The sequence below is a fragment of the Halopseudomonas sp. genome (assembly GCF_038130085.1).
Classification (GTDB): domain Bacteria; phylum Pseudomonadota; class Gammaproteobacteria; order Pseudomonadales; family Pseudomonadaceae; genus Halopseudomonas.
Map to the genome: position 1 here is coordinate 38,024 of NZ_JAYPMU010000017.1, position 17,546 is coordinate 55,569.

18 protein-coding genes are annotated in these 17,546 nt (G+C 59.1%); 14 read left to right on the forward strand and 4 right to left on the reverse strand.

The window, feature by feature from the left end; translation table 11 throughout:
* Positions 1–46 precede the first annotated feature (46 nt).
* Positions 47–742: a leucyl/phenylalanyl-tRNA--protein transferase gene (aat, locus tag AAFM31_RS13060; protein ID WP_341708364.1), complete on the reverse strand. Its 696-nt coding sequence runs from the start codon at positions 740–742 to the stop codon at positions 47–49.
* A gap of 204 nt (positions 743–946) precedes the next feature.
* Between aat and AAFM31_RS13065 the strand changes: the two genes are divergently transcribed.
* From AAFM31_RS13065 to AAFM31_RS13095, 7 genes are all read left to right on the forward strand, one after another.
* On the forward strand, positions 947–3,346 hold the full coding sequence (locus AAFM31_RS13065) for a DNA translocase FtsK (RefSeq protein WP_371833036.1): 2,400 nt from the start codon (positions 947–949) through the stop codon (positions 3,344–3,346).
* A gap of 18 nt (positions 3,347–3,364) precedes the next feature.
* On the forward strand, positions 3,365–4,006 hold the full coding sequence (gene lolA, locus AAFM31_RS13070) for an outer membrane lipoprotein chaperone LolA (RefSeq protein WP_341708365.1): 642 nt from the start codon (positions 3,365–3,367) through the stop codon (positions 4,004–4,006).
* Between the two features lie 49 nt (positions 4,007–4,055).
* Positions 4,056–5,339, forward strand: coding sequence for a replication-associated recombination protein A (locus AAFM31_RS13075; RefSeq protein WP_341708398.1), 1,284 nt, complete (start codon positions 4,056–4,058; stop codon positions 5,337–5,339).
* Positions 5,332–5,703 carry a fluoride efflux transporter CrcB gene (gene crcB / locus AAFM31_RS13080; protein ID WP_341708366.1) on the forward strand — a complete coding sequence of 124 codons (372 nt, stop codon included), beginning with the start codon at positions 5,332–5,334 and terminating at the stop codon, positions 5,701–5,703. Before AAFM31_RS13075 ends, crcB begins: the two co-directional genes overlap by 8 nt.
* Positions 5,704–5,739: 36 nt before the next feature.
* On the forward strand, positions 5,740–7,023 hold the full coding sequence (gene serS / locus AAFM31_RS13085; RefSeq protein ID WP_341708367.1) for a serine--tRNA ligase: 1,284 nt from the start codon (positions 5,740–5,742) through the stop codon (positions 7,021–7,023).
* Between the two features lie 81 nt (positions 7,024–7,104).
* Positions 7,105–8,532: a siroheme synthase CysG gene (gene cysG / locus AAFM31_RS13090; RefSeq protein ID WP_341708368.1), complete on the forward strand. Its 1,428-nt coding sequence runs from the start codon at positions 7,105–7,107 to the stop codon at positions 8,530–8,532.
* A gap of 88 nt (positions 8,533–8,620) precedes the next feature.
* Positions 8,621–9,121 (forward strand): thioesterase family protein, encoded by a 501-nt coding sequence (locus AAFM31_RS13095; protein WP_341708369.1) that lies wholly within the window; start codon positions 8,621–8,623, stop codon positions 9,119–9,121.
* A gap of 15 nt (positions 9,122–9,136) precedes the next feature.
* Here the strand turns inward: AAFM31_RS13095 and AAFM31_RS13100 are convergent, their stop codons facing one another.
* A complete protein-coding gene (locus tag AAFM31_RS13100) occupies positions 9,137–9,823 on the reverse strand; it encodes a VOC family protein (protein WP_341708370.1) in 687 nt (228 codons plus the stop codon).
* Between the two features lie 68 nt (positions 9,824–9,891).
* Complete coding sequence (locus AAFM31_RS13105; protein ID WP_341708371.1) at positions 9,892–10,509, reverse strand: TetR/AcrR family transcriptional regulator; 618 nt, start codon at positions 10,507–10,509, stop codon at positions 9,892–9,894.
* Positions 10,510–10,619: 110 nt separating this feature from the next.
* Between AAFM31_RS13105 and AAFM31_RS13110 the strand changes: the two genes are divergently transcribed.
* A complete protein-coding gene (locus tag AAFM31_RS13110; protein ID WP_341708372.1) occupies positions 10,620–11,057 on the forward strand; it encodes a hotdog fold domain-containing protein in 438 nt (145 codons plus the stop codon).
* Between the two features lie 22 nt (positions 11,058–11,079).
* Here the strand turns inward: AAFM31_RS13110 and AAFM31_RS13115 are convergent, their stop codons facing one another.
* Entirely contained in the window at positions 11,080–12,876 is a 1,797-nt protein-coding gene (locus AAFM31_RS13115; protein ID WP_341708373.1) for an arylsulfatase, read from the reverse strand.
* A 265-nt stretch (positions 12,877–13,141) separates the two neighbouring features.
* On the opposite strand from AAFM31_RS13115, the gene AAFM31_RS13120 reads away from it, so the two are divergent.
* From AAFM31_RS13120 to AAFM31_RS13145, 6 genes are all read left to right on the forward strand, one after another.
* Complete coding sequence (locus AAFM31_RS13120; protein WP_341708374.1) at positions 13,142–13,834, forward strand: gamma-glutamyl-gamma-aminobutyrate hydrolase family protein; 693 nt, start codon at positions 13,142–13,144, stop codon at positions 13,832–13,834.
* Positions 13,831–14,370: a lipocalin family protein gene (locus AAFM31_RS13125; RefSeq protein WP_341708375.1), complete on the forward strand. Its 540-nt coding sequence runs from the start codon at positions 13,831–13,833 to the stop codon at positions 14,368–14,370. Before AAFM31_RS13120 ends, AAFM31_RS13125 begins: the two co-directional genes overlap by 4 nt.
* Positions 14,371–14,735: 365 nt before the next feature.
* Positions 14,736–15,632: a GGDEF domain-containing protein gene (locus AAFM31_RS13130; protein WP_341708376.1), complete on the forward strand. Its 897-nt coding sequence runs from the start codon at positions 14,736–14,738 to the stop codon at positions 15,630–15,632.
* A gap of 105 nt (positions 15,633–15,737) precedes the next feature.
* The gene (locus tag AAFM31_RS13135; RefSeq protein WP_341708377.1) at positions 15,738–16,286 is read left to right on the forward strand and encodes a hypothetical protein; all 549 of its coding nucleotides are present in this window, start codon (positions 15,738–15,740) and stop codon (positions 16,284–16,286) included.
* Complete coding sequence (locus tag AAFM31_RS13140) at positions 16,286–16,591, forward strand: transcriptional regulator (RefSeq protein ID WP_088274242.1); 306 nt, start codon at positions 16,286–16,288, stop codon at positions 16,589–16,591. Before AAFM31_RS13135 ends, AAFM31_RS13140 begins: the two co-directional genes overlap by 1 nt.
* 49 nt (positions 16,592–16,640) lie before the next feature.
* On the forward strand, positions 16,641–17,546 hold the full coding sequence (locus AAFM31_RS13145) for a MotA/TolQ/ExbB proton channel family protein (RefSeq protein WP_341708378.1): 906 nt from the start codon (positions 16,641–16,643) through the stop codon (positions 17,544–17,546).

Consider the following 17,546-nt stretch of genomic DNA (forward strand, 5'->3'; position numbering starts at 1 on the left):
TTCCCGGGCAGCAATCGCCCGAGTATAAGGCCCGTGTCAGCTTGGTTCAAAGTGCCCCCGTTTGCCAGGCGCTGGACGCATCTTCCGGACACAGCTCAACCAGTGAACGCAAGAAGGCATCGCGTGACATGCTCTCGGCGCCCAGGCTGAAGAGGTGATCCGTCGGCATCTGGCAATCGATCAGTTCAACGCCCCAGCTCTGCAGTTGCTCAACCAGTACGATAAAGCCCAGCTTGGACGCGTTGCTTGTGCGGCTGAACATCGACTCGCCAAAAAAGACCTTTCCGAGCGCAACACCATAGAGTCCGCCTACCAGTTGGTCGTCCTGCCAAACCTCGACCGAGTGAGCCACACCTGCGCGGTGCAGCTCGTGATAGGCAGCCTGCATCTCTGCTGTGATCCAGGTGCCGTCCGCATAATGGCGCGGCTCTGCGCACGCACGGATGACCGAGGCAAAGTCGCGATCAAAGGTCACTTGCATACGGCTCTGACGGATCAGTTTGCGCATACTGCGTGAGACGTGCAAATGCGCTGGCCGCACAACCGTTCGCGGGTCCGGGCACCACCAGAGAATGGGTTGGCCGGGGGAGTACCAAGGGAAAATGCCATGACGATAGGCGTTGATCAGGCGCGCTACCGAGAGATCACCGCCCGCGGCAAGCAGTCCGTTTGGTTCGCTCATCGCTCGCTCGGCGGGCGGGAAGGTGATGTCGTGCCCAGTCAGCCAGGTCAGTTGCGCCATACGTGCTCCGGGTCCGCTTCAGTAATTCAAATGGTTTATCAGAATCAGGTTATAAGCTATTGTCCTGAATGAATAAAGCAGGACAGCCAAGTGGAACATCCAGCGTCCCGGGTGGTCTGCTATCCGAGTAATGTGCTCTGCGGTTGTGAAAACGGTCTGATCAGGCCGTACAATGACCGCCTGAATCCAAATGGAAGCGTTGTTTTGAAGGATACTGCAGCCCAGAAAATGTCGATGCCATGGCGCGAACAGCTGACGCTGCGCCTGCGCGAGGGTGCCTTGCTGGCGATGATCGCCCTGTGCCTTTACCTGTGCATGGCGCTGTTCACCTTCGATCCGAGCGATCCCGGATGGACCCGCAGCGGCGGCAGTGCATTGGTGCAGAACGCTGGCGGCGCGATGGGTGCCTGGATAGCCGATGTGCTGCTGCTCACGCTGGGTTATTTGGCTTTCCTGTTTCCGCTCATTGTTGCGGTGAAGGTCTACCAGATGTTTCGCCGCCGGCACGAGCCAATGGTTTGGAACGGCTGGCTGTTCTCCTGGCGCCTGATCGGGTTTGTGCTGACGCTGTTTGCCGGTACTGCACTGGCAGCACTGCACGGCACGCCCGGTGCAAACTTCCCGGAAGGGGCGGGCGCTGGCGGCGTGCTCGGGGAGCTGCTGAGCAGCTTGAGCCGCCCCGTACTGAACCTGCAGGGCAGCACGCTGTTGTACCTGACGCTGTTTCTGTTTGGTCTTACCGTCTTCACCAACCTGTCCTGGCTCAAGGTGATGGATATCACCGGTCGCTTGACGCTGGATCTGTTTGATCTGCTCAAACGCGCGTGGGTTAGCTGGCGCGGTCGTCGCGCCGAAGCGCCCAAGGCCGCCGTTCCTGCCCGCGAGGCGCGTCCAGTGCCTGCGCCACGTCAGGAGCCCTCGTTCAGCGCCGAAGAGCAGCGCCGCGCTGATGCATCCCGGGCGCAGCGCCAGGAAGCGCTCGCCAAGCACGTTGCTTCGCAGGAAAACCGCACACCGCCTGAGATTGTGCCGCTGGATACCAAGCCGGTTGAATCCAGCGTACGCACCCAGAAAGAGAAACAGACCCGGCTGTTTACCGATGCCGCGGAGCCTGACTCGTTGCCGCCGATTTCTCTGCTCGATCCGGCCAGCAAGAAGACCAAAGGCTTCTCTGCCGAGTCGCTCGAAGGTATGTCACGTCTGCTGGAGATCAAACTCAAGGACTTTGGTGTCGAGGCGCAGGTTGAAAAGGTTCAACCGGGGCCGGTGATTACCCGCTTCGAGATCCAGCCGGCGCCCGGCGTAAAAGTCAGCAAGATTTCCAATCTTGCGAAAGACCTTGCCCGATCGCTGGCGGTTATCAGCGTTCGCGTTGTTGAGGTTATTCCGGGCAAAACGACCGTCGGCATCGAGATTCCAAACGAAGACCGTGAGATTGTGCGCCTGTCTGAGGTGCTGGAAACCCGCGAGTTCGACGAAGCGCAGTCCCCTGTTACCCTGGCACTGGGACACGACATCGGCGGTCATCCGGTGATGGCTGACCTTGCCAAGATGCCGCACCTGCTTGTAGCGGGTACCACTGGCTCCGGTAAGTCGGTGGGCGTAAACGCGATGCTGCTCAGCATCCTGTTCAAGGCGACGCCTTCGGAAGTGCGCCTGATCATGGTTGACCCGAAGATGCTGGAGCTTTCGATTTACGAGGGTATCCCGCACCTGCTGGCACCGGTCGTTACAGACATGAAGGAAGCGTCCAACGCGCTGCGCTGGTGTGTCGCCGAGATGGAACGCCGTTACAAGCTGATGGCTGCGATGGGCGTGCGTAACCTTGCCGGCTTCAACCGCAAGGTCAAGGATGCTGCCAAAGCAGGGACGCCGCTGACCGATCCGCTGTATCGCCGCGAAAGCATGGAGGACCTGCCTCCGGAACTTGAAGCGCTACCGGTGATCGTAGTGGTAATCGACGAGTTCGCTGACATGATGATGATTGTCGGCAAAAAGGTCGAAGAGCTGATTGCGCGTATTGCCCAGAAGGCCCGAGCAGCAGGTATCCACCTGATTCTGGCAACCCAGCGCCCCTCGGTTGACGTTATCACCGGTCTGATCAAGGCAAACATTCCGACCCGCATGGCCTTCCAGGTATCAAGCAAGATCGACTCACGCACCATCCTCGACCAGGGTGGGGCAGAGCAACTGTTGGGGCATGGTGACATGCTGTACATGCCACCGGGTACCAGTTTGCCGGTTCGTGTGCACGGAGCCTTTGTATCTGACGACGAAGTGCATCGTCTGGTTGATGCCTGGAAACAGCGCGGTGAGCCAGATTACATCCAGGATATTCTGGATGGCGCTGATGATTCCGCCGCCAGCAGTAGCTATGAAGGTGGCGGCGGTGACGATAGCGAAGAAGATGCGCTGTATGACGAGGCTGTACGGTTCGTTACTGAAAGCCGTCGCGCGTCCATCTCGGCAGTACAACGCAAGCTCAAGATCGGCTACAACCGGGCCGCACGCATGATCGAAGCCATGGAAATGGCCGGTGTGGTCACCTCAATGAATACCAACGGCTCGCGCGAGGTCATCGCACCGCCGCCGATCCGCGACTGAGTGGAGAAACTCCCTACCATGTTGAACCTATTGTCTGGCTGGCGTTGGCTGGGGCTGTGCGCAGCATTGCTGGGCACGCCTGCGATGGCACAGGAAACTCCGGCCGCCGCCGCTGAGCGCCTGAACCAGTTGCTCTCCGCGGCCAACACCCTGACCGCCAACTTTTCGCAGATGACTCTGAGCTCAAACGGCTCCAACCTGCAGGAAACCAATGGCCAGGTAACCTTGCAGCGACCGGGGAAGTTCCGCTGGCACACGGATCCGCCGCTAGAGCAGTTGCTGATTTCTGACGGCAAGAAGGTCTGGCTGTATGACCCGGACCTGATGCAGGTCACCATTCAGCAACTCGATCAGCGCCTGACTCATACCCCGGCATTACTGCTGTCCGGTGATGTAAGCACGCTCACGGATAATTTCAGCATCAGCTGGACCCAAGGGGGCAGCGTGGATGATTTCGTGCTAACGCCTAAAGCCAGCGACACCATGTTCGAGACTCTGCGTCTGTCGTTCCGCGACGGCCTGATCAACGACATGCAACTCAACGACCCAATCGGTCAGCGTACCAATATTCTGTTCCAGAACGTCATCCTGAACGAGCCGGTTGCTGCTTCGCAGTTCGGCTTTGAGGTGCCTGACGGGGTCGACGTCATCAGTGAATAACGGCGGACTGTTCGCAGCGCCGGCACCCCGCGAGCCGTTGGCCGCGCGTATGCGGCCACGCAATCTCGACGAGTACGCCGGGCAGGGCCACCTGCTTGGCGCCGGTCGGCCGCTGCGAACCGCGCTGGAGCAGGGTGCGCTGCACTCCATGATCTTCTGGGGCCCGCCAGGTGTTGGTAAAACCACGCTGGCACGCCTGATCGCTACCGTCAGCGATGCTCATTTTGAAACGCTGTCTGCCGTGCTTGCCGGGGTAAAGGATATTCGTCAGGCGGTAGACATCGCCCGCCAGAATTACGCCGCCAACGGCCGTCGCACCATTTTGTTTGTCGATGAAGTGCACCGTTTCAACAAAGCTCAGCAGGACGCCTTTCTGCCTTATGTGGAAGACGGCACGCTGCTGTTTATCGGAGCCACAACCGAGAACCCGTCCTTTGAATTGAACAACGCCTTGCTGTCGCGCGCCCGCGTTTACGTCCTCAAGGGCCTGGACGAAGAGGCGCTCAGCGGATTGCTCGATCGGGCGTTAACGGACACCGAGCGAGGGCTTGGCGCCCTGCAACTGCAACTCGCCCCGCAGGCGCGTCAGCTGTTGCTTGATGCGTCTGACGGGGACGCCCGGCGACTGCTTAATTTGCTTGAGATCGCTGCGGACCTGGTCGAGCAGGGCGGCTTGATCGAAGCAGACCTGCTTGGCGAGCTGCTTAGCGATACGCGCCGACGTTTCGACAAGGGCGGCGAAGCCTTTTATGATCAGATTTCCGCGCTGCACAAGTCGGTGCGTGGCTCCAACCCGGATGCCGCGCTCTACTGGTTTGCACGTATGCTCGACGGCGGCTGTGACCCGCTGTACATCGCCCGTCGAGTGGTGCGCATGGCGAGTGAAGATATCGGCAACGCGGATCCCCGGGCGCTGACGCTATGTCTTAACGCCTGGGATGTGCAGGAGCGGCTGGGCAGCCCGGAAGGCGAACTGGCGGTCGCGCAGGCCATTACTTATCTCGCCTGTGCGCCCAAGAGTAATGCGGTCTACAACGCCTTCAATACCGCCATGCGCGACGTCGCAGGGCAGGGCTCGCTTGAAGTGCCGATGCATCTGCGCAACGCGCCAACCAAATTGATGAAAGAGCTGGGTTACAACGAGGGCTATCGTTACGCCCACGACGAGCCGGAGGCCTACGCCGCTGGAGAGGATTATTTCCCGGAGGATCTGGATCCCCGGCAGTATTACCAGCCGGTTCCACGTGGACTGGAACTGAAGATTGCCCAGAAACTTCAGCACCTGCGTGCACTGGACGCCGCGAGCAGCAGGCAACGGAGGAAGGATGATTAAGCTGTATCTGGCCGTGATGCTGGGTGGTTCGTTCGGCGCAGTTGCGCGCTACGCCGTTGCACAGTGGTCAGTCACGCACTGGCCAAAGCTGTTTCCTTTACCGACCTTGATCGTGAATCTGCTCGGATGCCTGCTTATCGGTGTACTATACGGCCTCTGGCTGGATCGCCCAGACCTGTCCCCCATGCTGCGACAAACGCTGGTGGTCGGCTTTCTTGGCGCTTTTACCACTTTCTCGACCTTCTCTCTGGACACTCTGCGGATGCTGGAGAATGGCGAAGGCCTGATGGCTCTGGCTTATATTCTGCTCAGTGTGTGCGTTGGATTGCTCGCCACCTGGGCCGGCCTGTCGCTCGCGCGCTGACCGGCTGCCACCTGAAACTGTTGAAGATGATGACCCATGCTTGACGCAAAACTCGTTCGTACCCAACCGCAACTGCTCGCCGAGCGCCTGGCAACCCGCGGCTATGAGCTCGACCTCGGTCAGCTTGAAGCGCTGGAATCACGGCGCAAGGAAGTTCAGACCCGCACTGAAAGTCTGCAGGCTGAACGCAACAGTCGCTCCAAGTCGATCGGGCAGGCCAAGGCGCGCGGTGAAGACATTCAGCCGCTGCTGGCTGACGTTGACCGCATGGGCAATGAACTGGCTGAAGCCAAGCAGGAGCTGGAATCGATTCAGGTCGAACTGGATGCCATGCTGCTGAGCATGCCGAACCTGCCGGCCGAAACCGTGCCAGTCGGCAAAGACGAAGACGAGAACGTGGAGGTGCGCCGTTGGGGCACTCCGCGGGAATTTGACTTTGAGGTCAAAGATCACGTCGCGCTGGGCGAGCAGCACGGTTATCTGGACTTCGAAACAGCCGCCAAGCTGTCCGGCGCCCGCTTTGCCTTGATGCGCGGCCCCATTGCACGTCTGCATCGCGCGCTGGCGCAGTTCATGCTGGATCTGCATGTTAACGAGCATGGCTACGAAGAGGCTTATACCCCTTACCTGGTTCAGGCCGAAGCCCTGCAGGGCACCGGCCAGCTGCCCAAGTTCGAGGAAGATCTGTTCAAGATTCAGCGCGGTGAAGACCAACGCGACCTCTACCTGATCCCGACCGCCGAAGTCTCGCTGACCAACATCGTCAGCCAGAGCATCGTTGCCGCCGAAGAGTTGCCGATCAAGCTGACAGCCCACACCCCGTGCTTCCGCAGTGAGGCAGGGTCCGCCGGTCGCGATACCCGCGGCATGATCCGCCAGCATCAGTTCGACAAAGTCGAGATGGTCCAGATCGTCCGCCCGGAAGACTCAGCAGCAGCGCTCGAAGAGCTGACTGGTCACGCCGAAGACGTACTCAAGCGTCTGGAGCTGCCGTACCGCACCATGGCGCTGTGTACAGGCGACATGGGTTTCAGTGCTCAGCAGACCTATGATCTGGAAGTGTGGATTCCGAGCCAGGGCAAGTATCGCGAGATATCCTCTTGCTCTAACTGTGGCGACTTCCAGGCTCGCCGCATGCAGGCGCGCTGGCGCAACCCGGAAACCGGCAAACCGGAGCTAGTTCACACCCTTAACGGCTCAGGTCTGGCCGTGGGTCGTACGCTGGTGGCGGTGCTCGAGAACTATCAGCAGGCAGACGGCAGTATTGAAGTGCCGCAGGCCCTGCGCAGCTACATGGGTGGCGTTGAGCGTATCGGCTAAGCCGTCAGCCAACGCGTTACCAGCAGCGGGAGCCATTGGCTCCCGCTTTGCCTTTTGATGAAGTCTGTCGAGGAAGCGAGCATGGAATTCCTGCCCCTGTTTCATAATCTGGCCGGCCGCCGTGTGCTGGTTGTTGGCGGCGGCGAAATTGCGTTGCGCAAGGCACGCTTGCTCAGCGAAGCAGGCGCTGCGCTGTACGTGGTTGCGCCTGAGGTCGAACCGGCACTGCGCGAGCTGGTTGCCAGTGGCAACGGCACGATTCGGGAGGGCGGCTATCAGCCGAGTGATCTTGCTGAGGCGGTATTGGCGATAGCCGCGACCGACGATGAGGTGCTGAACGCGCAAGTGTCGGCAGACGCACAGGCGCTGCGGATTCCGGTCAATGCAGTAGACGCGCCCCACCTGTGTACCGTTATCTTTCCGGCGATCGTTGATCGCTCCCCCTTGTTGATTGCGGTTTCCAGCGGCAGCCACGCACCTGTGCTGGCTCGTTTGTCCCGGGCTCGAATCGAAACGCTGTTTCCGGCCGCGTACGGTCGCCTGGCACAGTTGGCCAAGCGCTTCCGACAGCAGGTCAAAGAGGCGCTGCCGACCATTAACCAGCGGCGTGCATTCTGGGAGAACATCTTCCAGGGCGAGGTTGCAGAGCGTGTGTTTGCCGGGCGGGACGACGAGGCAGCGCAGCTGCTTGAAGACGAGTTGAATGGCCAACAGGGACAGGTGTATCGCGGCGAGGTCTATCTGGTTGGCGCCGGCCCTGGTGACCCGGACCTGCTGACCTTCCGGGCGCTGCGCCTGATGCAACAGGCCGATGTGGTCTTGCACGACCGCTTGGTGGCTCCAGCCATCATTGATCTTTGCCGCCGCGACGCGGACCGCATTTACGTCGGCAAGGCGCGTAGCGATCACGCTGTGCCGCAGGAAGAAATCAATCAACTGCTTGTGCGGTTGGCGAAGCAGGGCAAGCGCGTACTTCGGCTCAAGGGCGGCGACCCGTTTATTTTTGGTCGCGGCGGTGAGGAGATCGAAGAACTGGCCGCTCACGGGGTGCCGTTCCAGGTAGTACCGGGCATTACTGCGGCCAACGGCTGCTCGGCTTACGCCGGCATTCCGCTGACCCATCGTGACTATGCTCAGTCGGTGCGCTTTGTCACCGGCCACTTGAAGGACGGCACGACTAACTTGCCGTGGAGCGAACTGGTCGCCACCGGGCAGACGCTGGTGTTCTACATGGGGCTCGTTGGTCTGCCGGATATCTGCACCCAGTTGATTGCCCATGGTCGCAGCGGTGAGACACCGATCGCGCTCGTTCAGCAGGGCACCACTAGCAATCAGCGTGTACTGATAGGCACTCTGGCGGATATGCCCGAACGGGTCGCTGGCGAGACTATCAAGCCGCCGACGCTGCTGATTGTCGGCGACGTGGTATCGCTGCACGACAAACTGAAGTGGTTTAACGCCGAGGCGCTGCCCACCGTGCAGGGTGTGTTGGGCACTGAGCAGGGCTAAAGCGCCAAATGCCGGACGGCAATGTGCTGGGCTCTGGCGCGGCTCGGGCAAATGAGGCAGGGTTTAGGGTCTGTTTCAGGAGTAAGTCATGACCGAATCTGCCATTGTTACCCCTTCCGATGAGATTGAAACCGACGTGCTGCCTGAGGAGCTGTCGCAGGCTGTATACGGTTTCTTCAATCGCATTCCGTTCAATCGCCTGCTCGGCATCGAGATCGACGAACTGCGCCGAGACTGCGTAGCGATGAGTCTGGCGATGCGTCCGGATCTGATCGGTAACTTCACCCAAGGCATCCTGCATGGCGGTGCGATTTCCTCCTTGATTGACGTCTGCGGCGGCGCGATGGCATTGATTGGTGCCTTTGATCGCCACGCCCATCTGACAGTTCAGGAACGGATGGTACGGCTATCCAAGCTCGGCACTATCGACCTGCGCGTTGATTATCTGCGCCCCGGCCGCGGTGAGCAGTTTGTCTGCACCTCCGTCCCGCTGCGCTCCGGCAACAAGGTTGGCGTAGTTCGCTCCGAGCTGCATTCCAACGACGGTACGTTGATTGCCGTCGGTACCGGTACCTACCTCTGCGGATAAGGTGCCAGCGGCGCGTCAGGCGACCGGTTTGCCGGTCACCGAGGCGCGCTCCGACAGCTCGATCCAGACGCCATCGGGATCACGGATGAAGGCTATGCGAGCCGTTGTACCCAAGGTAACCGGCTCACGCACGCCCCGAGCACCATTGCTCAGCGCCTCGGCGTAAGCCTCGTCACAGTCGAACACCTGGAGCGTCAGGTAGCGCAAACCAACGGCTGCCAATTCTTCCTGCTCGTCGTTTGCTTGTGGCTCGCTTTGTTCCAGCAACAGCGTCGCCTGACCGCAGCTAAGCACACCCGCTGCAATCAGTTCACAGCCAAGCACCTTGCTGTAGAACTGCTGGCTCGTTTCCAAGTGGGTTACCTGCAAACGCACGGCTAGTCCCTCAATCCCGTCGGTGCCAGCGGGGAGCAGGGTAATCCGGTTGCCATCCGGGTCCTGCAGGGATTGGCGCTCGCGCATGCCCTCGACCGCGACCAATAGCTCCCTGATCGGGCTGTGCGCCGGCATGGGCAAAGGGTCACGGGCATCGTTCAGCTTCAGGACCGCCTTGCCTGCGTTATAGCGGTGCTGCAGCACACCGCCGCCAAGCTTAAGGGTATGGTCGAACGGCAGGCCCACGCGCTCGGCCCAGAACCGCTGCTGGGCCGAGCGTTGATTGGTAAACAGACCAACATCAAAAAAGGCTTTGGCCAGACTCACGTGGCATTCCTCGGCGGGCTAGGGGGAGTCAAACCCTAGCCTGCGCAGACGGCTCAAGCGAGATTGAATCATGCACGGAATCTACCTTCATCTCCGCTGCTGATATCGTCGGCACGGACGCTGCGCCAAGCTGCTTCTGCTAGTGGCTCTGCATAATCAAGCAGGGCCCCCTTCAGCCTGCCTGCCAGCCAGGCCTTGGCAATTTCTTGCGCTGGGCCGGTGATCAGTGCCGGAATGCAGGGCGCGGGGATGGTGCGCAGATCTCCGTGCGTCTGCATCTCTTCCCAAACCGCTTTCATCCGTGACACATGCAGGGCGTTGATAGATTTCAACTCATCCCCTAGCGGCCCAGCTTCTACCTGACCACGGCTGTTGAAAAGGAAACGGGCCCAGTCCGGATTTTCAGCTACCCAGCCAAGGTAGCCAAGCACCACCGATCGCACGCGCTGTTCAGTAGTGCTGTCTGTGGTAAATGCCCCGTTGAGCACCAACCCGTAGCGCCTGATTCCCTCAAGGTATAAGGCTCCGATAATGCGTTCTCGGTTACCGAAGTGGTGATACAGGCTACCAATACTGGCACCTGATGCTTCACGAATCATGTCTATCGTCGTGGCTTCTACCCCGTGCTCGGTGAAGCAAAACAATGCTGCCTTGAGGATGCTGTCTTTACGGCTTTCGCGCGCCATCAATAATATCCGGAAAACAAAATAGAACAATATTCTAGAAATGTATTCTAGCTTGCGTCATGATAACTCCGTGGCCACATCCCGACAATTTATCTCTGAGGAAACAAACCATGAGGCAAATATTGCAGATGTACCAGCAGGCAGGCCCTGAGGCGTTCGGTGAGATGATCGCCAAAACCGCTCCTTACTTCGCAACGATAGCCCCTGTTTTCAGTGATCTGCGCCCAGGCCGTGCCGAGGTCAGCTTTGCAAAACGCAAGGAGGTGTTAAACCACTTGGGCACAGTCCACGCAATAGCACTCTGTAATGCAGCGGAACTGGCCGCCGGCACTATGTCAGACGCCTCCGTTGGTGATGGACTACGGTGGATTCCGCGTGGGATGACAGTCGAATACTTAGCAAAAGCAGACGGCGACGTGCGCGCCGTCGCCGACGGAAGTGGGATCGACTGGAACTCTCCAGGAAACGTTGTAGTGCCGGTTGAGGCTCGGGTTGGCGACAAACTCGTTTTCCGGGCGGATATCACCATGTACATCAGCCAAGTCTGATCGCGGGCTTATTGGCGCCGGGTCAACTCTGGCGCCCTTTGAGCAGCCGACGTCCAGCAATAACCACAAGCAGCACTAGAACCATTCCGGCGATTGCCAAGGGGATCCGGTTCTTTGCGATGAACTGCTGGCGACCGTTCTTCCTCACCTGCTCCCAGGCGCGGTAGTCGCCGGGGACTTCAATGACGTGGTAGCGCTCAACGTAGTCGCGATAGGCCTGATATAGCTCAGTGACGATCTCCGGGTGCTGTTCTGCCAGGTTGTGACGTTCCAGCGGGTCGTTCGTCGTGTTGAACAGCTGCGGACCGCTGCGCGCGGGAATGGCGTTGGTGCTCGAGGTAACCAGTTTGTAGTCCCCACGCCACACCGCGATGCCACCGGCCAGTTCGTAGACGGTGGTGCGCTCGGCACCATGTACCCGGTCAGCACGCCCCTCAATCAGGTCACGCATGCTTTCACCCATGATCGGGTTGATTTCGCGGCCTTTGTACTCACTGCCGGGCTGCGCTACGCCAGCCACATCAAGCAGGGTAGGTGTGATATCCGTGACATATCCGAAGCTGTTTGTGCGTGTCCCCGCAGTCACCCGGCCGGGTTGGCTGACGATCAGTGGCACGCGCATACCACCACTGAATGGCGAGCCCTTGAAGGAATAGAAGGGGGCGTTGGATGCATAGGCCCAGCCCGGTCCGTACTCGCTGTAGCTGCCGGGAGCACCGAGTGAATCAACATCGGTGTTGTAGCGCAGGCGATAAAACAGCGGTGCGACTTCGCGCAGTACGGTCGACTCGCCGCCGTTGTCACTCATGAACAGGATCAGCGTGTTCTCGTACTGACCGATCTCCTTGAGGTAGTCGATGACCTTGCCCACGCTCTGGTCCATCGCTTCGGCCATGCCTGCGAACACGGCCATCTGCCGCGCCCGATAGGCCTTTTCTTCTTCGCTCAGGCTATTCCAGTCGATGTGTCGGCGGGCATAGAACGTGCCCCAGTCATCAGTGACGACTTTCTCTCCGGTATCCGGCAGCAAGCTGCTGGCCAATTGGCGCTGATGGCGCTGCTCTCGGATGACGTCCCAGCCCTGATTGTATGTCTCGGCATAGCGTTCGATATATTCCTCGGGTACTTGATGCGGGGCATGTACGGCCTGAAACGCGAGGTAGCCAAAGAACGGTTTGCCGTCAGTGCGTCCGCCGTCGATGTAGCTAATCAGCTTGTCTGCATACGTGAAAGATGAGTAGAAGTTGGCCGGCAGATCAACATGCTTACCGTCTTCAATCCAGGTGGCACTGCCACCCGGTAGATAGTGCTTTGCCTCCCAGTTGTCGGCACCACTTTCCATCAGGGCAAACGAGTGCTTGAAACCTCGGGCAACCGGCTGGCTCTGTGGGCGATCACCCAGATGCCATTTACCAGCCATGTAGGTGTTGTAGCCAGCGTCCTGCAGCAGGGTCGGCAGGGTGACAACCGTGTCATTCAGCCAGGTCTCGTAGCCCGGCTGCCCCTTCTGATTGTCGGCCATGATCTCTTTCATGTTGCCCATGCCGACAAGATGATTGGTGACGCCGGTCATCAGCATGGAGCGGGTAGGCGAGCAGGTTGCCGCGACATGAAAGTTGGTGAATTGCAGGCCTGCCGCAGCAAGCTGGTCGATGTTCGGCGTGTGAATTTCTCCACCATAGGCACCGAGATCACTGAAACCCAGGTCGTCAGCGACGATCAACAGAATATTAGGCCGCGTATCGACGGCAGCGGCGGCGCTTAGCGGCATCAGTCCGGCAATGCTCAGAAGCAAGAGGTGGGGCATCAGGCGGTGCATGGCGTTGTCCTTGTTATTGCGATGGGCCAGATGCAACCGAGTATAGGGAGCAGAAATTCCGGTGCTGCGGCCGAGCGTGGCCAGTCGACTGTCTCTGGCAGCCAACAGGCACAGGCGGTTTATTCGCGGACTGAGTCCGGTGTGGTCCGCGAATCTGGGCTACCGTACATGTCGGGATTACCCAGAAGCAGTCGCGGGGAACCTTCAACTTGCCTGGTAGTTCATACTCTGGAGTTGTGTAGCCATGGTTAAAGGAGGGAAGTGCGTGCGCGCGCATTATCTACAACACGTTGAGTTTGAAGGGCTGGGCATTATCGAGCAGTGGCTGGATGCCAAAGGCTACGAGGTTTCTGGTAGCAGAATGTACGCCGGGGACCCACTTCCCGATCTGGACCAGGTTGATCTGCTGATCATCATGGGCGGGCCGATGAGTGTGAATGATGAGCAAGCCCTGCCGTGGCTACGGGACGAGAAAGCCTTTATTCGCAAGGCATTGACCGCTGACAAGGCGGTGCTGGGCATCTGTCTCGGCGCACAATTGATCGCCGCAGCACTTGGGCAACGCGTCTACCCCAACAGTCAGCCTGAAATCGGCTGGTTTCCGGTGTCTGGCAACACGCACCACAACGGTGTTGCGTTCCACTTTCCGGAAGAGGTGCGCGTGCTCCACTGGCATGGCGAGACATTTGACTTGCCCCACGGCTCGGTATTGCTAGCGTCGAGCGATGCCTGTCGCAATCAGGCGTTTCAACTGGGCCGTTCGGTCATTGGCCTGCAGTTTCACCTGGAAGCCAACCGCCAACTTATCGATCAATTCGTTACCGCCGACGCGCAAGCCCTGGTACCAGCTGACTGGGTGCAAAGTGCGGGGCAGATTCGTGATATCGACGATGCAGCGCTGACGGCCACTGCAGCGCTGCTTGATCGCGTTCTAACCTACCTGACGGAGCCCCAATGAAACTTTCCTACTTGAGTATGCCCTTGCTGCTGTCGCTACTCGCGTTAGGTGGTTGCGTTCGTCTGCCCACCGGCGTGGAGCCCGTGTCGCCCTTCGCAGCAGATCGCTATCTGGGTCAGTGGTACGAGATAGCGCGGCTTGATCATCGTTTTGAACGTGGTCTCACCCAGGTCACTGCGGAGTATCAGCAGGATGCCGACGGCGGGATTCGGGTAATCAACCGCGGCTGCGACGGCTACAGCGGTGAGTGGCAGCAGGCCGAAGGCAAGGCTCGGTTCGTCAACGACACCAACACCGGCTTTCTGAAAGTATCCTTTTTTGGCCCGTTTTACGGCACCTACGCTGTATTTGAGCTCGACGAAAAGTATCGATACGCGTTTGTCTCCGGACCCAACCGGGATTATTTGTGGTTCCTGGCGCGCGAGCCTGAGCCCGACCAGGCGCTGCGTGAGCGTTTCGTGCAAAGGGCAGGGGAGCTGGGTTTTCCGGTCGAGGAGTTGATTTGGGTAAAACACGGCGACAGTCGCTGTGAGTGACCTGTTCGACAAATCGCACAGGGGCGTAGCCTTTAATCACCGCAAAGGCTAATCTGTCGGGCGAATATCCCGAAAGCCGGAGCCCTTGCGTGCTTGATCTGACCACGTTGATGTTGGTGCTAGCGCTTACCACAGCGACGGCTGTGATTTGCCTGTTGGTTGCAGCCGCGTTAAACCCCCAGGTTCCTGCTATCCGTTACTGGGCTATCGGTCTGACGGTCATTGTTTTCGGCGCCCTGTTGCAGTCTGCGCGCGCATACCTTCCTCTTTGGATTAGCGCCGTTGTGATAACGCAGGGGTATCTGGTGCTCTGGTGGGGCGCCCGATGTTATCGCCATCAGGACGATCGGCCGGGTTTCTGGACCGTGACAGGCGTATTACTTGCCGCACAGGGTGCTGCGTTCTATCTCCTGCAGGATTCGCTGCGTTTCAGCATCATCACCCACAGCGGCATTGTCGTGGTTGTCGGCATCCTGATGGCCCGTGAGATCGTCCTCGTTGGCAGCACTCAGCGCACTCTAACCTATGCCTGGTGCGGCATCTGGCTAATGCATGCCGCGCTGTACTTCCGCCGGCTGGTGCTCTACAGCTTCGACCCTGTCTATGCCAACGCCGTAACCTTTGAGCAAGGCGAAACCGTCGAAGCGCTCAACTATCTCGAAGGCATTGTCTTTATCTACGCCTTCACCATGATCTGCATTATGTTCCTGTTGCGTAGCTTGCAGGATGAGCTCAAGACCCAGGCCATGCACGACCCGTTGACCAATTTATTCAATCGGCGGGCGTTCGAGGAGGCTGCACTGCGGCAGTTGGCTGCTAACCGTCGCCGGGGGGAACACGCAGTGCTGATGCTGTTGGACCTTGATCGCTTCAAATCAGTTAACGACAGTCATGGTCACGCGGTAGGCGACGCAGTGCTGACGCGCTTCGCCCACGTGCTGCTTGATCGGGTGCGTGAGCAGGACCTTGCTTGCCGCTTTGGTGGCGAAGAGTTTCTGTTGATGATTTCCAACACCAACCTGGCCGAAGCCGAACAACTCGCCGAGCGCATTCGTGTTACTTGGCAGCAGCAATCCTTCGCCGCTGGCCAACAGCAGATCACCAGTACTGTATCCATCGGCTGTACCCCGGTTCCTCCCGACAGCAATCTGTCGCTGCATGAGCTGGTTGAGCGAGCAGACCGTGCGCTCTATCAGGCCAAGCAAGAGGGGCGTAATTGCTGCAGTAGCTGGCCGCTTGGTACCACCGCAGCACAAGCGTAAGCACGTTACGCTGTCAGCAGGGAAAATTTTCGGTGCCATCTTGTGTTTGTTCACTCTGTTCAATAGAGTGCTTTGCATAAGAACAAAACCAGCTGGATGCAATTCATGCCGCCGTCAAGGGAAGAAGCGGCGCAGGCGCTGCGCGAGATCAGTAACGTGCAGGCGCGTGTCGCCGGGTTTCAGGACTACCGATTCGAAGCCAGTCAATTAATTGTCTGGGGCTTGCTGAATATTCTCGGCTGCCTCGGCAGTACCCTGTTCGCCGATCAGATTCTGCTGGTGTGGCTAGGCATTGTGATTGTCGGGTTGGTACTTGGCGTTCGCATGGCTGTGCGCAGCGCCCCCTCGGTGCCCGGTGTCGCATGGCGCTACTTACTGGTCATTCTGTCCATTCTGCTGTTCGATATTCTGCTGCATTTCATTTTCTGGCCGCTGTCTCCGCGTCAGGGCAGCATGATCGTTCCTCTCTTCGTTGCCACCATTTACATCGTTCGCGGCGCCCAGTCACGTCCCCGTTATATCGCCATCGGTGCGGCACTCGCGCTGCTTAGTACCCTGAGTTACCTGCTTGCGGGTGACAACTACTGGTACTGGCTGGCGCTCACCTGGGGCGGCACCTTCGTGGTGTCCGGGCTTTGGCTGCGGAGGTGCTGATGCAGTCGCCCAACGACCTCATTCATCAACCGGTGCGCCTGAAGATCATGGCGGCGCTGAACACGCTGGCGTCTGATCAGTGGCTGGAATTTGTGTCACTCAGATCCATTGTCGACACCACCGATGGCAACCTTGGCGCCCACCTGAATACGCTTGAGGCAGCCGAGTACGTTCGAATCAAGAAGGATTTTGCAGGAAAGAAGCCGCGTACGCGGGTTTGCCTGAGCGCCAAGGGGCGTGTCGCGTTCGGTCAGTACGTGGCCGAACTGCATGCCATTCTGGCACCCCAGAACCTCGATACCTGAGACGGCATCGCACCTGACTCACCCAAAACATCAATAAATTGGAGTTGGCATGCACATTCGTTCGTTTTCCCCCACCTCGGCACGCTGGCAACAGCGCCTGCGAACCCTCTCACTGCTGGTGCTGCTGATTGGTGCTGGCAGTGCTACCGGATTGGTACTCGCGCAGGCTGACGAGCAGCCAGCGCCGGTTGCCGCAGAGCAGAGCACCGCAGCCGCGCCAGACAGCGGCGTACCTGCCAAACCGTCATTGACATCAGCAGGCGCCGAAGCGGCGGGCGAGCATGCAAGCTTTGGGGTTCGTGAGATGTATGAGCAAGCGGACCCACTGGTCAAATCCGTGATGATCCTGCTGGTTATCTGCTCGGTACTGACATGGGGTGTACTGTTCGAAAAAATCTTCGTGTTTGGCAACGCCCGTCGTCGTAACAAGCATTTTCTCGCGGCATATCGCGTGGGGCAGGTTGAACAACTCGGCGAGCAACTTGAACACAGCGCCATGGGCCGCATGTGGAAGGTGGCTCAGGCCGAACTTAGTCACTACCGTAAATTGCCGGGTGATGCCAACGATGCTGATCGCGTGAATCGCCTGCTGCAGCGCATTGCGCTGACGGCCGGCATTGTCCAAGAGCGGGATCTCGCCCGGATGGGGACGATGATGGGCGTGCTGGCCACCATCGGCGCCACGGCGCCATTTATCGGCCTGTTCGGCACTGTGTGGGGCATTCTCAACAGTTTTGCCAGTATCGCCACCCTCAAGTCCGCCAGTTTGGCGGTGGTCGCACCGGGTATCGCCGAAGCGCTGCTGGCGACCGCTCTGGGACTGTTTGCCGCAATTCCGGCGGTCATGATCTTCAACAAGTTTGCTCGGGACATTAACGGGTTTGTCGGCGCACTGGACAACTTCTCCGCCGAGATGATTGCGGGTGTCTCGCGTCAGCTGGATGAAGGGCGCTGA

Excerpts from the sequence above, each read along its gene's own strand:
- AAFM31_RS13145 (WP_341708378.1), top strand. The coding sequence starts at position 16,641 with ATGCACATTCGTTCGTTTTCCCCCACCTCGGCACGCTGGCAACAGCGC.
- AAFM31_RS13140 (WP_088274242.1), top strand. The coding sequence starts at position 16,286 with ATGCAGTCGCCCAACGACCTCATTCATCAACCGGTGCGCCTGAAGATC.
- aat (WP_341708364.1), bottom strand. The coding sequence starts at position 742 with ATGGCGCAACTGACCTGGCTGACTGGGCACGACATCACCTTCCCGCCC.
- lolA (WP_341708365.1), top strand. The coding sequence starts at position 3,365 with ATGTTGAACCTATTGTCTGGCTGGCGTTGGCTGGGGCTGTGCGCAGCA.
- crcB (WP_341708366.1), top strand. The coding sequence starts at position 5,332 with ATGATTAAGCTGTATCTGGCCGTGATGCTGGGTGGTTCGTTCGGCGCA.
- AAFM31_RS13125 (WP_341708375.1), top strand. The coding sequence starts at position 13,831 with ATGAAACTTTCCTACTTGAGTATGCCCTTGCTGCTGTCGCTACTCGCG.
- AAFM31_RS13095 (WP_341708369.1), top strand. The coding sequence starts at position 8,621 with ATGACCGAATCTGCCATTGTTACCCCTTCCGATGAGATTGAAACCGAC.
- AAFM31_RS13110 (WP_341708372.1), top strand. The coding sequence starts at position 10,620 with ATGAGGCAAATATTGCAGATGTACCAGCAGGCAGGCCCTGAGGCGTTC.
- AAFM31_RS13075 (WP_341708398.1), top strand. The coding sequence starts at position 4,056 with ATGCGGCCACGCAATCTCGACGAGTACGCCGGGCAGGGCCACCTGCTT.
- cysG (WP_341708368.1), top strand. The coding sequence starts at position 7,105 with ATGGAATTCCTGCCCCTGTTTCATAATCTGGCCGGCCGCCGTGTGCTG.
- AAFM31_RS13105 (WP_341708371.1), bottom strand. The coding sequence starts at position 10,509 with ATGGCGCGCGAAAGCCGTAAAGACAGCATCCTCAAGGCAGCATTGTTT.
- AAFM31_RS13135 (WP_341708377.1), top strand. The coding sequence starts at position 15,738 with ATGCCGCCGTCAAGGGAAGAAGCGGCGCAGGCGCTGCGCGAGATCAGT.
- serS (WP_341708367.1), top strand. The coding sequence starts at position 5,740 with ATGCTTGACGCAAAACTCGTTCGTACCCAACCGCAACTGCTCGCCGAG.
- AAFM31_RS13115 (WP_341708373.1), bottom strand. The coding sequence starts at position 12,876 with ATGCACCGCCTGATGCCCCACCTCTTGCTTCTGAGCATTGCCGGACTG.